Origin of the sequence: Acidipila rosea (genome assembly GCF_004339725.1) — a bacterium.
Lineage (GTDB): Bacteria > Acidobacteriota > Terriglobia > Terriglobales > Acidobacteriaceae > Acidipila > Acidipila rosea.
Genome location: NZ_SMGK01000003.1, coordinates 348,322 through 362,783 on the forward strand (window position 1 = coordinate 348,322; position 14,462 = coordinate 362,783).

Sequence of the window (14,462 nt, forward strand, 5' to 3'; positions counted from 1 at the left end):
TACAATTTGAGATATGACCAACCTTTCTGCAGAAGACCGCGCGCGGCGCATCAAGCTCATTCTCTTCGACGTAGACGGAGTGCTGACAGACGGCGGCATCTGGATTTTCCCGACTTCCGCTGCCAGCCCCACAACCGCAGAACACGCGCAGCAGATGGAGGGCAAGGGAGGCTATGCCATTCACTCCGCCAACATGATCGAGGCCAAGGGATTCAGTGCACATGACGGAGCCGGTATTTCACTGGCCCGCATTGGCGGCATGAAGTGTGGTGTCATCACCAAGCGGATTTCCGAGACCGTCGCCCTTCGCGCCCGCGACCTGCGCCTTGAATATGTCTACATGGGGCAGTCATTCAAGATGCAGGCGGTACGCGAGATCATGGCGAAGGAATCGCTTACGTTGGACGAGATCGCTTATGTAGGTGACGACGTTATCGACCTGCCAGTCATGCGCGAGTGTGGCTTTGCCGTCGCGGTGGCGAATGGCCGTCCGCAGGTGAAGTCTGCTGCTCACTGGGTTACGCCAAATGTCGGAGGGCATGGCGCGGGCCGCGATGTGGTTGACTTCATCCTCGCAGCTAAAGGAATCCTGGATGCATGCATAGAGAAATACATCGATGAGCGCAATCCTATTTCTCCGAGCATGGATATTGGCAACGGCGGGAACCTGCAGTAGCGGGACGTACACGAGATAGCGTCCTCTGCATATGGACTATCCCGGAATAGTCCATGTGGACGTTTCGCTCCGACCGCAGGTGTGAAATACCTGAAAGCAGGTGCGCTGAGGAGATGAACCCTCAGGCAAAAGGAGAGTCGGTGTTCCTGCATACAGGCCGTCGTGATTTTCTCAAACTTCTAGGGGCAGTCGCCATTACAGCCGCTGCTCCCGGTGAAGTCTATGCTTTGAGCGCCCGGGGAACCGCTGCAACTCCCGTGAAAAATCGCTCGCCGCTGGTAGCGAATTCGTTCTACGCGCTACCTCTTGGCGCGGTAAAACCGCAGGGCTGGCTTGCTCGGCAGCTCCGCATCCAGGCAAACGGCCTTAGCGGACATCTCGACGAAACGTGGGCCGATGTGGGACCAAACAGCGGGTGGCTTGGGGGGACGGGCGAGAGCTGGGAACGCGGCCCCTATTTCCTCGACGGTCTCGTCCCGCTTGCTTATCAGCTCGATGATGCACGCCTCAAGGCGAAGGCTCAGAAATACATTGACTGGACGCTGAGCAGTCAGCAGGCCAGCGGTATGTTCGGCCCGCGGTCCAACGACGACTGGTGGCCGCGCATGGTCATGCTGAAAGTTCTCACGCAATATGAGGAAGCTACCGGCGATCCACGCGTTATCCCACTCATGAGCCGCTACTTCAACTATCAGCTCGCTGCTCTGCCTACGCGACCACTTCGCGACTGGGGCAAGTTCCGATGGCAGGATGAAGTTCTCTCCGTGGTCTGGCTCTATAACCGCACGGGCGATCCAAACCTGCTCAAACTGGCGCACCTGCTGCACGATCAGGGTTATGACTGGCAGGCGGAAATTGCCGACTTCCACTACAAGCAGCGCATCACGCCGGAGTTTATCAAGCTCAACAGCGGCGGTGGGTTGAGCGACGTAGCTCTTGCAACCCACGGCGTCAACAATGGAATGGCCGTAAAGACCGGCCCAGTCTGGGCCATGTTTTCCGGGGCTGCGGCCGATCGTGATGCCGCAGCAGAAATGCTCAGAGTCCTCGATCGCTACCATGGTCTGCCCAATGGAATGTTCTCCTGTGACGAGCACTTAGCCGGGCTTAATCCCTCGCAGGGGTCGGAACTTTGTACGGTGGTGGAACTCATGTTCTCACTCGAGCAGTCGCTTGCCATTTCAGGCGATGCGCTGCTGGGGGATAGGCTGGAGAAGGTTGCATTCAACGCGCTGCCCGGGACTTTCACCGATGACATGTGGGCACACCAATATAATCAAGAGCCCAACCAGGTGGAGTGCAGCCTGCATCGTGAGCCGTGGACCACTGACGGTCCTGAGTCTAATCTCTTTGGTCTCGATCCGAACTTTGGCTGCTGCGCTGCAAACTTTCATCAGGGCTGGCCGAAGTTTGCGGCAACCCTCTGGATGGCGTCGCACGATGATGGGCTGGCGGCGGTAGCGTACGCCCCGTCCAGTGTTGAAGCAATGCTGGGAGAGACGCCGGTTCGCATCACGGAAACGACAGACTATCCTTTTCGCAATCGAGTGCAGATCAGCATCGATGCGGCACGTCCAACTGCGTTTCCATTGCGCCTGCGCATCCCTGCATGGTCTGAGGGCACCAGCATCAGGGTGAATGGCAAGAGCGTCACAGCGCAGGCTGGCAGCTTCACGAATATCGCGCGCACATGGAAAGCAGGCGATGAAGTTGAGATCGCCTTCGCCATGAAGCCCCGCGTGACCCGCTGGTTTCAGAACTCGGTGGCGATCGATCGTGGCTCGCTGGTGTTTTCTCTGCCGGTGAAAGAAGACTGGCTCAAGCTCCGCGATCGCGGGATGACAGCCGACTGGCAGGTGTACCCGGCCAGCGAATGGAACTATGCCCTTAACGTCGATGAGAAGACAGCTCCCTCGCTCAACGTGGTAGAGACAGCCGTGGTCGAGTCGCCTTTTACTGTTGCCAATCCACCGGTCAAGCTAGAGGTGATGGGACGAAAACTGCCCTCATGGGTTGCGGAAGATGGTGTAGCGAAACCTGTGCCCGCTGGTCCCATCGCCAGTTCCGCAGCTGAGGATAAGCTGACACTGGTGCCCTACGCCGCAGCCAAGCTCCGCATCACAGCGTTTCCTCAACTCAAAACGTAGAACCTTCGGCCCTGAACCTCACGCTTTCAGCTTGGGAAGAAAGCGTGAGGTTCAGAGGCGCTACTCCTGCTCCAGTGCAAACAGCAGCAGAGATCGTGCGGTCACATCGTAGGTGTCGCCAGCATGGAACGGCTTATGGTCGCACGGTTCTTCCAGGTTGGTGTCGATCATCAGCGACCATTTATGTCCGCCTACGGATTGGGGCATCGTAAACGTCACCAGGTCATGAAATCCGTTGATCACGAGCAGCAGTGTCGCCTCTTTGCCTCGTTGGCGAATACCCGTTGACTGGGCGCGGCCGTCGAGAATCATGCCGAAGCAGAGCATGGTTTCATCACCCCAATGGTCATTCTCCATTTCGGAGCCATTGGCGTTGATCCAGGTTACGTCTTTGACTCCCAGTTCCTCGTCATAAGCGCCGTTCAGGAAGAGATTGCGCCGGAGGATCGGATACTTGTGCCGCATCCTGGTCAGCTGCTGCACAAACTGGATCAGGTGCGTCCCCTTCTCCTTCAGTTCCCAGTTGAGCCAGCTGATTTCGTCATCCTGGCAGTATGCATTGTTATTGCCGCCCTGCGTACGTGCAAACTCGTCGCCTGCCAGCATCATTGGAGTACCTTGCGAAAGCAGCAGGGTTGCCAGCATATTACGTATCTGTCGGCGGCGCAGTCGGTTGACCTCGGGGTCGTCGGTGGGACCCTCTACTCCGCAATTCCACGAGCGATTGTCGGAGCTGCCATCCTTATTGTCTTCACCATTCGCCTCGTTGTGCTTTTCGTTGTAGGTGACGATGTCGTTGAGCGTAAAGCCGTCATGCGCGGTGATGAAGTTGACGGAGGCCCACGGTCTTCTTCCTTCATGATTGAAGAAGTCTGGCGAGGCGCATATTCGCTCGGTCAGCGCTGAAGCTGTCGCTGACCCTTTCCAGAAGTCACGCACCGTATCGCGAAACTTGTCATTCCACTCTGCCCATCCCGGGGGGAAGGCCCCGACCTGATAGCCGCCCGGCCCGCAGTCCCAGGGCTCGGCGATCAGCTTTACCGTGTTCAGTACCGGATCCTGGCAGCAGGCCTTCAGATAACCGCTGCGATTGTCGAAGCCGTTATCCTCGCGCGCCAGGATGGTGCCCAGGTCGAAGCGGAAGCCGTCTACGTGGGTCAGTTGCACCCAATAGCGCAGACTATCCATCACCATCTGGATCACGCGGGGATGGCTAACATTGAGGGTGTTGCCGGTGCCCGTATCGTTAATGTAGTAGCGCTTCTGATCCGGCAGGAGCCGATAGTAGCTGGCATTATCGATGCCTTTGAACGATAGCGTTGGCCCCCGTTCATTGCCCTCGGCCGTGTGGTTGTAGACCACGTCGAGAATCACCTCGAGGCCCGCCTCGTGAATACAGGACACCATCTCCTTGAACTCCCGCAATGCATTGGGGCGATCTGAAGCATAGCGGGGGTCGGGCGCAAAGAAGCCGATGGTGTTGTAGCCCCAGTAGTTCTTGAGGCCTTTCTCCAGGAGATGACTATCATTGATGAAGATATGAATGGGCAGCAGTTCGATTGAGGTCACACCCAGCGACTTGATGTAGTCGAGTACCGGTTTCTGCGACAGTCCGGCATAGGTGCCGCGCAGATGCTCAGGAACCTGGGGATGAAGCCTGGTAAAGCCCTTCACATGGGTTTCGTAAAGGATGGTGTCGTCATACGGCTGAAAGCGTCGCCCCGATTCTCCTCTCCATTCGAAGTTGGGATCGACAACTACACACTTGGGCATGAACGGCGCACTGTCGCGCTCGTCAAAAGTAGTGTCGTCTCCCGATTCCATCTGATAGCCAAAGACTGCAGGGTCCCACGTAAGCTCGCCACAGTGGGCCGTTGCATAAGGGTCGAGCAGCAACTTGTTTGGATTGAAGCGATGGCCATTCTCAGGATCGTAGGGGCCGTGGACACGATAGCCGTAAATGGTACCCGGGTGAACGTTCGGCAAGTAGCCATGCCATATCTGGTCTGTGTACTCCGGGAGGGCTACGCGGCGAAGTTCCTTTGTGCCGCTCTCATCGAAGATGCAAACCTCGACTTTGGTTGCATGTGCTGAAAAGAGGGCAAAGTTCGTCCCCTGGCCATCCCATGTTGCGCCGCGCGGATGCGGTAGACCCTCACGAATCGGATTCTCTTTCATTGGTTCCTGTTCTGCTTTCTGGAGAATAAGGCAGTGAAATTTAAAATGTGCTCTCATGAGACGCAAAGAAAGCGTCGGAAGATGGCTCGTCAGCCATGCCGAGTTCCGCCAGAAATTGGCTCCGCGAGGCGTCATGCTAGCGTGATAAGAGCATGAGTCGCCGCAAAACTGGTTTTCCCTTCCTGGGACTTCTTTTTGTCCTGTTGCTAGTGGGTTATTTTTTCTTTCAGCTTCAACAGCGGCCTGTGCCGCGTCAGCATCGCTCCCGCGAGCGGCGGTACTCAGAGCACGCGGGCCGACCTGGTCGCAGAGAAAACCCCGACCGATCGCGCGAGCAGGCAGCACCAGCTCAAGACTGCTCCATATTCGGCATCACCTGCGAGTCTCAGTACCTGGCTCAGTGGCGGCAGCCCCGGCCTGGTTCCTGCAGCACCCGGCTAAGCCACGGCTACCCTGTACCCGATCCTCGCTGCACTCCCGGCGGCATCGATGCGTCGGTGAGCGAGGAGACCATCCGCAATCCGGCATGGCGAACAAAATGTCTCCGCAATTGCCAGTCAAGCGAAGCCGAGAAGCACGTTACATATAAGTGGTATGGCATTGTGAAGCCGAGAGAGAACTCCGGCGAATCCCAGGTCTGCGAGCTCGACCACCTGGTGCCGCTTGAGTTGGGGGGAGCAGATGGGCTGGGCAATATCTGGCCTGAGTGCGGGCCAGCCGGGGTCTCGCTGGACGGTCGCTACTTTAAGCTCAAGGACCGCGTGGAAAACTATCTGGCGGATGAAGTGAAAGCCGGCAGAATACCTCTAGCAGAGGCTCAGCAGGGCATCGCCGCAGACTGGACACGCTACCTGCCTGAGGCGAATCGCTACTGCGCTGCGGGAGGCAGGTGCTAAGAATGTGTGTGGAGACTAGCGTGCTGAACGTCGGTGACGCCCTCCAGCTCCATTACGTTCTGGAGAAAGCCAAAGATGATTTCGCGAGGCAGAATTCCTGTTACCTGGCCGTTGAACACGACCGGAAGCTGAGCGACATTTTCCTGTCCCATCACCTCCAGGGCTTTCATCATAGGCGCATCGGGACTAATCGTACGGACACTCTTCAACGGCCGCATGACCGCGTCAACCGCGATTCTGGGCCATTCCGAACGTTCGATGTGCCTAACCTCATGCGGTGTAATCAGGCCGATCGTATTGCCGCCTTCGGTGACGAGGAAGGAACGGCCTCCCGTACGCAGAAGGGTGTTCTCCACAAAATCCTGAATGCTCTCACGTCCGTCGACGGTGGGATAGTTCTTCACCATCAGATCGCTGACATGAATCCCTGCAAGAGACTGTCGCAGGGCTGACTCTATGTAGCTTTCTCGTGCAGCCTCGAGCAGGAACCAGCCGATGAAAGTGATCCAGAGGCCTTCAATTCCCCCTCCTCTGAAAAAATTGAGGAGGCCTGCCACGATGAACAGGGTTGCGACGACCCGCCCGACGCGGGTCGCGTCACGGGTTGCGCGATCCATGTTTCCCGTCTTCCACCAGATGGCTGCGCGCAGAATGCGGCCACCGTCCATGGGATAGCCAGGCACCATGTTGAAAGCGCCAAGTCCGAGATTGATGTAGCCGAGCCAGGAAAGCATGGCCATGAACGGCCCGGGCGTTATGTTCCCGCTCATCGCATGGACGACGCCGAGACAGAAGGCTCCAAAGAGTGCGCTTGTGAGCGGGCCGACAATAGCGATGGAGAACTCCGCCTTCGCGCTCGGAGCTTCGCCGCCCAGCTGGGATACTCCTCCCAGGGCGAACAAGGTGATTTCGTGCACTGGTATCGCATAGGTCTTTGCCATGAGCGCGTGGGCAAGTTCGTGCATGAGCAGAGAGGCAAAGAAAAGAAGCGCAGTCGCAATGGCGAGGCCGACCACGGAAACCATGGGCCAAAGTGGATATTTCGTGTGATATTCCTTCCACAACGAAATGCCGATGAGGAAAGCAATCAACAGCCAGCTGTAATGCAGGCCGATTTTTATACCGAATATTCGCCCGAGTTTGATCTGGGAACGCATCTTTTCGCCACCACCACTAGAGCGAGCATGTCAGCTAACAAATTGAAAGGCTGTGATTTGCATCACCACCGTTCGTATAAGAGTGGCTTCTATAGCTGGTGCGAACAGAGAGCGGACAACGGCGGCAGAGAGCGTCACTGTGACCCACGTCACGGACTCTCACGTGGGCGACCGCCTACGGTGAGGAGAATAGCAATCTGCCATGCAGTTTGCCTAAGGAGAATGAGCTATGTCTACATCACTTACAACAAATCCCCGCAGCTCCAGCAGGATTATGGTTGAGTTCCCCAAAGTCCGCGATGTTTTCGAGCATTTCAATGCAGTCACCGATGCTATTGCGAAAGAGGCATTCAGTCTCTTCCAGCAGCGCGGCGGCACCAATGGCAAGGATTGGGACGACTGGCTCCGGGCGGAGTCGGAGTTGCTGAGGCCCGTGCCCATCGAGATGACGGAGTCTAACGACTCCTATGTCATTCGCGCTGAGGTTCCCGGGTTCGATGCCAAAGAGTTGAATATTCAGGTCGAACCGAGCTATGTCCACATTCACGGTAAAGCTGAGCAGACGAAGGAAAACAAGAAGGACGAGCAGGTAAAGTACAGCGAAGTCTCTGCGCGCGAACTATGCCGCCGCATTGACTTGCCAACTGCTATCAATCCCGATAAGGTTTCCGCCAGTCTTGAGAAGGGCGTGCTGGAGTTGCATCTGGCGAAGGCATCGCCGTCGAAATCCATTGAAGTCAAGGCCGCTTAGCGTCAGCCATAGCCGCTGGCATTTCAGGGGCCGGGCTGAACGTGGTCTAACAGGTATCCACGGTCAGCCCGGCAGCTCAAGCAGGGAGGAGATTAAAGATGGTGAGTTCAACTGCAGCCAAAATTACATTTCAACGCATCTTCGTGCCTACGGATTTTTCTGATATCTCCCAGCGCGCGCTGGACTATGCCAAAAGCATCGCCAGACAATATGGCTCCGAGATTCTTCTTGCGCATGTGAGCCAACCTATCTATCCCATAGGACCACCTGAGGGCAGCTGGATTGATGAGACTGAGATACTACAGCGGAGAGAGCAGCAGCTAGAGCAGATGGGCGCCGAACTCAGATCCGAGGGCTTTAACGCGCGATCTATCTCAGCCGCAGGCCTGCTCGAAGATGAATTGATGGCCTCGGTGCAGAGAGAAAAGGTCGACCTGATCGTGCTGGGCACGCATGGCAAAACAGGATTGGCGCGCTTCCTCTTCGGCTCAGATGCTGAAGATCTGCTACGCCATGCGAGCAGTCCTGTGCTGGTGGTTGGACCTGCAGCAGCGCCGGCCGGGGCGCAGGCATGGCACCCGCGGGATGTGCTTTGCGCCAGCGATCTGGATCCGAATGCAGCACCGATCGCAGCTTTCGCATTTATGATTGCCTCGGGATATCAGGCTGCCTTCACACTGCTCCACGTGGAGGATTCCGCCCGAAAGGTAAACGAGGAAGACTTTGCTCAATTTGAGCGGGCACTTATCCAGCTTATGCCGGAGGATCACGGCCCGATACCCGCGCTACATACCCTGCTGACCGATAAGATATCCGGGCACGCTATCGTCAAGCTTGCCCAGGAGAGGAACTCTGATCTGATCGTTATCGGCGCGCATAGAGCATCGTCTGCTGCGACCCACCTGATGCGTGGCATCGCTCCCCAGGTGTTCGCGGAAGCATCCTGTCCAGTTATGGTGCTGCAGGAGCCGTAGAGATACGGACGGTCACTTAAGGGGGAAAGGAACTGCCGAGAGAGCGGCAAGTCCTTTCCCTCGATGCGCTCAGGGCCGGCTAGGTTCCCAGAGCAGGTCCCTCCGCCCGAATTGGTTGTGATGGATAAAGTCCTCAAGGTTACGGCGTACCCGCAGGGATTCGTCCGATGAATTTGCTGGATATCCGAGAGCGCAGGCAAAAGCAATCTTCATCTGGGGCGGTACATGGAGCAGTCGCTTTACCTGCTCCTGTACACGCCCGTTGCTGAATACAGTGAGAACATGGAACCCGATGCCGAGCGATTCACTGGCGAGCCACATATTCTCCAGGACGCAGCCAAGGCTCATGTGACCAAGAACATCGCCCTCTGAGGCTGGCGCTCGCTTGGTCGCGTCATAGAGGACGATGAGCAAAAGCGGCGTCTCGCCTACAGACCTTGCCAGAAAAGAAAGCTGCGATGTGTAGTCCGAGGTTGGATTCCAGGCTTCCGGATCAATCCACGCTGGGGGAAATTCACTGGCCAGCATTCCTCTCTTCTTGATGAGAAGCTCTTCCTTTGAGAACGAAAGCTGGGCATAGTTCTCCCGCAGAAAATCCTCTGACAGCTCAGCCGGGATCTGTCCGACGGCCACAAGCTTCTCCTTATCGTCAACGATCAGGATCTCGAAATTCTGCATATTGTGGTCGGTCGGGGCCCACCTGGCGGCTTCCAGTATCTGGTGTAGCTGTGTCTTTTCAATGGGGCGGCTCAGATCGAATGCTCCCCGTGTTGAATGTCTCTGGCGAATAATCTCCAATACTTCCGTCATGCAGCCTCCAGTTGACTCGTAGCAGCGGCAAAGTCTCCGTGCGTTCAAAGTTAATAGCTTTCGGCCGCGAACGATGTGACTGGCATCACGCCTAAGGGCTGTGACCTGCGTCACGGCACCCTGAAGGCGTGGGTTCTAACCTCAGGGTGTGATATCGCGCGGCGTCCGAGATTCCAAGCCGCGACGGCGTCACCAGGGGATGAACCTCATGGACACAGCATTGACGCAACTGCAGGAAACGTCTCCAGCCCTTCACCTCGGCACCGCTCCTCTCCACATCAAGGGAATCCTTGCCGCCACCGATTTCTCAAGCCAGGCGACCCTGGCGGTAAAGATTGCCGCGCGATTGGCAAAGCAGCTCGAGAGCAAGTTCTACGTGCTCCACACGATCCTGCCGCAGCTGTATGCCCCGGGTGTAGGCGTGGTTTCACCGGTCCTATATGAGCTTGACACTAAACAGGCTCAGGAAGAGCTGCGCAAGTATGCAGGCAAAATTCCTGAAGTGCGTACGCTCAGACATGAAGAGGTTGTATTGGTGGGGCCGCCGGCGGAAGCCATGCTCGACCTGGTACAGACTAGAAGCATTGATCTTGCTGTAGTCGGATCGCAAGGGCGCACGGGGCTCCAGAAGCTTGTTCTGGGGTCGAATGCAGAGGCAGTCATTCGCCATTTGCACTGTCCGATACTCGTAGTCGGGCCGCGCTGCGTGCGGCGCTACGGGCCACTGCATTCCATTGTGTTTGCAACCGATCTGCCCTTCGGATCGTTGCGAGCCGCACAGCACGCGATGTCTATCGCCCAGGCGACCGGCTCTTCAATCACCCTGGTTCATGTTCTCCCAAAAAGCTCCTCGAAGGAGGAGGATTACGAGCTCGAGATGACACGGGCAACAGAGCAGCTGCATCAGCTGGTTCCGAATGATCCGCAGATTGCAAGCCATGTTCGCTTTGAAGTTCTGGTCGGCGACCGTAGCGAGCGGATTTTGGAGAGCGCAAAACGTCATAAGGCCGGATTGATTGTGATGGGAGTTCGCGAACACGGGGTGCTGGCGGACCACGCTCCATGGGCCACTTTGTCAGAGGTCATACGAAAAGCACATTGCCCGGTGCTGGCTGTGCGGCCACACCTCGTTTAGCAGGGGGCTGCGCGTGGCGCCGGAGTAGCCTTCTGGCCTTGTGCGCACTTGTGCAGTGGAAAGGGAAGATGAAGCATGCCAGAGATTGTTGCCAGTTATGAGCAGAGCGAGGTTCGCAGCGGCGAGCTTCTTGAACCATTGATCCGGGAGTGTCAGCAGCGCCCTGCGATTTGTGTGAGTGTCTGCTGGCCATGTTCTGCGGTCTCGCTCGCAGGTGCGGTGGAAGCGGCTGCTGCTGGGCTTATCTCTCCGGTATTCGTCGGCTCAGCGGGTGAAATTCATGCCATCGCCGACACTCTCAATGTGTCTCTTGACGACTATCCAATCATAGATGCAGCCAGTGAAGAGGAGGCTGCTGCAAAGTGTGTGGAACTGTGCCGCAGAGGCGTGACTGCTGCGTTGCTGAAAGGCAGTCTGCACACAGACTCGCTGATGCGAGCGGTCGTGCAGAAAGAAGCAGGACTACGCACTTCTCGCCGCATCAGTCACGTGTTTATCGCAGAGGCGCCCCTCTACCGGCATGCGCTTTTCATTACCGATGCCGTCATCAACATTTGCCCGACGCTGGATGACAAGGCGGAGATTCTTCAGAATGCGATTGACCTTGCTCACACCCTCGGCATCCAACTGCCGAAGGTTGCGCTCTTATCCGCAGTCGAGACGGTCAGCTCAAAAATCGCTTCGACACTGGATGCCGCAGCCCTTTGCAAGATGGCGGATCGAGGCCAGATCACAGGCGCTATCCTGGATGGCCCCCTGGCCTTCGACACTGCCGTGAGCGCCGAGGCGGCGAAGGTGAAAAAGCTGAAGTCGCCGGTTGCGGGAGATGCGGACATTCTGCTTGTTCCCGATCTGGAATCGGGCAATATGCTTGCCAAGGAACTCGAATATCTGGGGGGAGCACGTCTGGCTGGTGTTGTCCTGGGGACCACTGTGCCAATTATCCTCACGAGTCGGGCTGACTCAGTTGAGTCGCGCGTGCTTTCGTGCGCGATCGCCTCGGCGATCGTTCATGCACAGAACGACGCGTCCAATGAAGAAGGTCATCGTCGTCCGCACTGTATTGAGCTGTAGCGGTGCTGCATTTCTTCTTGATCAGGCTTTAAGGAAGGAATTTGCAGTGTGACCTGAATCACCGATTTTCGCTCGACAGCGGAGTACGGTGGGTGCGTAGGAAAATGCAAACATGAAGGATGAAGACGATGAAGATTCTTCTCGCGATTGATGGCTCCAAGTTCAGCAAAGAAGCTGTTGCAGAAATTACACGCCGGTCGTGGCCTGCAGATTCCGAGGTGAGGATTCTGTCGGTTGCCAATCCCTCGCCACTGGTAATCGATCCGCTTTTGATAGTGGCCGCCTCGCACTACGATTCTCTCAGCGAAGAAAAGGAGCGGGCGTCCCGCGATGTCGCTGAGGCTGAGGCCGCGATTGCGAAGAGCGCTCCCAATCTGAAACTATCGACCAGCATACTGGTGGGCTCGCCCAAAGAGCGGATCGTCGAGGAGGCGGAGCGTTGGTCGGCCGATCTTGTCCTGGTGGGCTCGCATGGCTACGGGCCGGTGCAGAGATTTCTTCTTGGATCGGTGGCGCAGGCCGTTGCTCTCCATGCGCCTTGTTCTGTAGAGATCGTGCGCTCTCGCGACCAGTCCGTCAGCGGGCAGGCAGCAGCTTGAGGCTCGGTCTGCGCCCACAGAAGCGCACACAGTGTAGCCCGCCCAAGATGAGCCGGGCCGGACAGGAGGCCACGTATGAATCGTTCAGGGATCGACGCCGTCCAGCACGAAGCTCATAGGGCCTTTTTGCATACCCTTCTTGTCGCTTACGATTTTTCTGAGCCTGCCGAGGTGGCGTTAGAATACGCGATTGAGCTGAGTCGCCACTTTGGATCGCTCGTGGCTGTGGTTTATGTGCAGAGTGCCCGTGAATTTGCCGCAGAAATGGAAAGCGGATTCAGGATGGGCGAGCGACGAAGGGAAATCGAATCGGAGATGCACAGCCTGGAGCAGAGGCTGCGCGAGCAGAATGTGCAGCATCAAGTCTTTCATCGCTCCGGCGTGATCGCGGATGTTCTGATTCGTGAGGCTGCAGAGCTGCATGCAGATCTGGTCATTCTCGGGGCATATGGCAGCAGGCGGCTGGATCCGCCGAGGCTTGGCTCCACCGCGGAGGCGATGATAAAAACCATGTCCTGCGGCGTGATGGTGATCGGTCCTGAAATGATGATGCGCGGTAGCCGCGAGATTGTTCCCATGCGGCACGTGCTCTATGTTGTTCAGGCTTCGCAGAAGCTGCACCTTGCAAGATTTGCCAAGCTACTTGCCCAGAAAACGTCGGTGCAGATTGAAATTGCATGCGCCAGCAGCGAACGTGGCACGCAGACGGATGCTCACCGCCACGCGCAGCTTGAGAGCCACTGCAGTGACCTTGCGGAGCAGATGCGTACCCCTGAACTCTCTGTCAGCTGGAAGCTGCTTCATGGTCCGTGCGATCGCGCGATTTCCGATCGTGCCCGGGAGATTCATGCAAATCTGATCTTGTTTGACCACGAGTCGACTTGCGAAGGGTCCTTCCGAAAAGAGGAAGTAGTAAGCAACGCGATCCAACAGGCACCCTGTCCTGTACTCATCATGCCGCAGCATCTTTGATCGATCCGCGGAGTTCCGCGCCAGCCTCGTGCATGGGCCTTGTTGTTTGTCATGGGAAGGCGGCGCTGGATGACTGCGCCCGAAGCCGCTATATTCGAAGACATGAAGAGGTCGGACATACTTCCAATCGGCAGATCCAGTTTCCGGTTGCCTGCCTGATGCGTCCTGAACTCACAGAAGCAGCGAAGCTGTTGCGCAGCGACCGTCCTGAGGCCGTCGCCGAGGCCATTCAGTTGCTGCAGCAGACCGTGTACTCCTTCAGCATGAAGCTGTGCGGGCATCCAGAAGACGCGGAGGACACGGCGCAGGAAGTGCTCGTCAGGTCTCTGCCGCATCTGGCCAAGATCAACGATCCCAAAGCCCTGGCCGTCTGGCTCTACACTGTCGCCCGGAACCGATGCTGGAGAATGCGCCGCCGCTCAGTCCATGCTCCGCGGCACACCTTGTCGCTCGATGAGTTGATGCCGGATGAGGCGGAACTTGGCATGCTGCTTCGCGACGCGACAGCAAACCCGGAGAGCAGGATTCTGGAAGGTGAACAGAATCAGCTGCTTCATAAGGCTATTCTGGCTATTCCTCCGCAGTACAGGATCGTCCTTGTCTTGCACGATATGGAAGACCTGAACACGGAACAGACCGCCCAGATTCTCAATATCCAGCCGGGGACGGTCAGGGTACGGCTGCATCGCGCCCGGCTCCAGGTGCGGAAGGAGATGGCCCTGCTGCTGGAGAGTGCTCCAGCTGCAGGACCTGCCCGAAAGGCTCCGCGCAAACGGTCTCGCAAAGAGGCTGCCGCTCCTGGGCGGCCGAAGGAGTGCCGCGAACTCTTTGCCAACCTCTCCGACTATCTGGATGGGAAGGTGACTCCCCGGACCTGCGAGGAGATGCGTCAGCACATTGAGGCCTGTCCGGCCTGCATTGCCTTCATTCGGGATCTCCGGCAGGCAATTGACCGTTGCCGCAAGCTTGACGTTCCCTGTGATCCGGAGACTTCCGGGCGGCTGCGCTCTCTGCTGACGCAGGAGTATCTGCGGATGCTGGGGCTCCAGGCTCCGCAAAAAAACTCATCCATTCTGTAACGTTTCCGTCTCCT

At 57.2% G+C, this 14,462-nt stretch carries 13 protein-coding genes; 10 read left to right on the top strand and 3 right to left on the bottom strand.

Translation table 11 applies throughout. The features are described 5' to 3' along the window. Window positions 1-13 precede the first annotated feature (13 nt). Window positions 14-676 carry a KdsC family phosphatase gene (locus tag C7378_RS11490; protein ID WP_131996540.1) on the top strand — a complete coding sequence of 221 codons (663 nt, stop codon included), beginning with the start codon at window positions 14-16 and terminating at the stop codon, window positions 674-676. Between the two features lie 113 nt (window positions 677-789). Next, window positions 790-2,823 (top strand): beta-L-arabinofuranosidase domain-containing protein, encoded by a 2,034-nt coding sequence (locus tag C7378_RS11495; RefSeq protein ID WP_131996543.1) that lies wholly within the window; start codon window positions 790-792, stop codon window positions 2,821-2,823. A 60-nt stretch (window positions 2,824-2,883) separates the two neighbouring features. Here C7378_RS11495 and glgX read toward each other — a convergent pair whose 3' ends face one another. Next, window positions 2,884-5,001 (bottom strand): glycogen debranching protein GlgX, encoded by a 2,118-nt coding sequence (glgX, locus tag C7378_RS11500; RefSeq protein ID WP_131996546.1) that lies wholly within the window; start codon window positions 4,999-5,001, stop codon window positions 2,884-2,886. A 152-nt stretch (window positions 5,002-5,153) separates the two neighbouring features. Between glgX and C7378_RS11505 the strand changes: the two genes are divergently transcribed. After that, the gene (locus tag C7378_RS11505) at window positions 5,154-5,897 is read left to right on the top strand and encodes a hypothetical protein (protein WP_131996549.1); all 744 of its coding nucleotides are present in this window, start codon (window positions 5,154-5,156) and stop codon (window positions 5,895-5,897) included. Here the strand turns inward: C7378_RS11505 and C7378_RS11510 are convergent. Further along, the gene (locus C7378_RS11510; protein WP_131996552.1) at window positions 5,894-7,054 is read right to left on the bottom strand and encodes a site-2 protease family protein; all 1,161 of its coding nucleotides are present in this window, start codon (window positions 7,052-7,054) and stop codon (window positions 5,894-5,896) included. The genes C7378_RS11505 and C7378_RS11510 overlap by 4 nt on opposite strands. A gap of 229 nt (window positions 7,055-7,283) precedes the next feature. Here C7378_RS11510 and C7378_RS11515 point away from each other — a divergent pair, with 229 nt between their 5' ends. Both C7378_RS11515 and C7378_RS11520 read left to right on the top strand, forming a co-directional pair. Continuing rightward, window positions 7,284-7,805 (top strand): Hsp20 family protein, encoded by a 522-nt coding sequence (locus C7378_RS11515; protein ID WP_131996555.1) that lies wholly within the window; start codon window positions 7,284-7,286, stop codon window positions 7,803-7,805. Window positions 7,806-7,903: 98 nt separating this feature from the next. Continuing rightward, window positions 7,904-8,779: a universal stress protein gene (locus C7378_RS11520; protein WP_131996558.1), complete on the top strand. Its 876-nt coding sequence runs from the start codon at window positions 7,904-7,906 to the stop codon at window positions 8,777-8,779. A gap of 69 nt (window positions 8,780-8,848) precedes the next feature. Here C7378_RS11520 and C7378_RS11525 read toward each other — a convergent pair whose 3' ends face one another. Then, window positions 8,849-9,589 carry a nitroreductase family protein gene (locus C7378_RS11525; protein ID WP_131996561.1) on the bottom strand — a complete coding sequence of 247 codons (741 nt, stop codon included), beginning with the start codon at window positions 9,587-9,589 and terminating at the stop codon, window positions 8,849-8,851. A gap of 208 nt (window positions 9,590-9,797) precedes the next feature. Here C7378_RS11525 and C7378_RS11530 point away from each other — a divergent pair, with 208 nt between their 5' ends. The 5 genes from C7378_RS11530 (at window position 9,798) to C7378_RS11550 (ending at window position 14,448) form a co-directional block, all read left to right on the top strand. Further along, window positions 9,798-10,724 (top strand): universal stress protein, encoded by a 927-nt coding sequence (locus C7378_RS11530; RefSeq protein WP_165876772.1) that lies wholly within the window; start codon window positions 9,798-9,800, stop codon window positions 10,722-10,724. Window positions 10,725-10,799: 75 nt separating this feature from the next. Then, the gene (locus tag C7378_RS11535; RefSeq protein ID WP_131996567.1) at window positions 10,800-11,798 is read left to right on the top strand and encodes a bifunctional enoyl-CoA hydratase/phosphate acetyltransferase; all 999 of its coding nucleotides are present in this window, start codon (window positions 10,800-10,802) and stop codon (window positions 11,796-11,798) included. Between the two features lie 128 nt (window positions 11,799-11,926). Further along, a complete protein-coding gene (locus C7378_RS11540; RefSeq protein WP_131996570.1) occupies window positions 11,927-12,397 on the top strand; it encodes a universal stress protein in 471 nt (156 codons plus the stop codon). Between the two features lie 75 nt (window positions 12,398-12,472). Next, on the top strand, window positions 12,473-13,369 hold the full coding sequence (locus C7378_RS11545; protein WP_131996573.1) for a universal stress protein: 897 nt from the start codon (window positions 12,473-12,475) through the stop codon (window positions 13,367-13,369). Between the two features lie 158 nt (window positions 13,370-13,527). Then, the gene (locus C7378_RS11550; protein ID WP_165876773.1) at window positions 13,528-14,448 is read left to right on the top strand and encodes a sigma-70 family RNA polymerase sigma factor; all 921 of its coding nucleotides are present in this window, start codon (window positions 13,528-13,530) and stop codon (window positions 14,446-14,448) included. Window positions 14,449-14,462 lie beyond the last annotated feature (14 nt).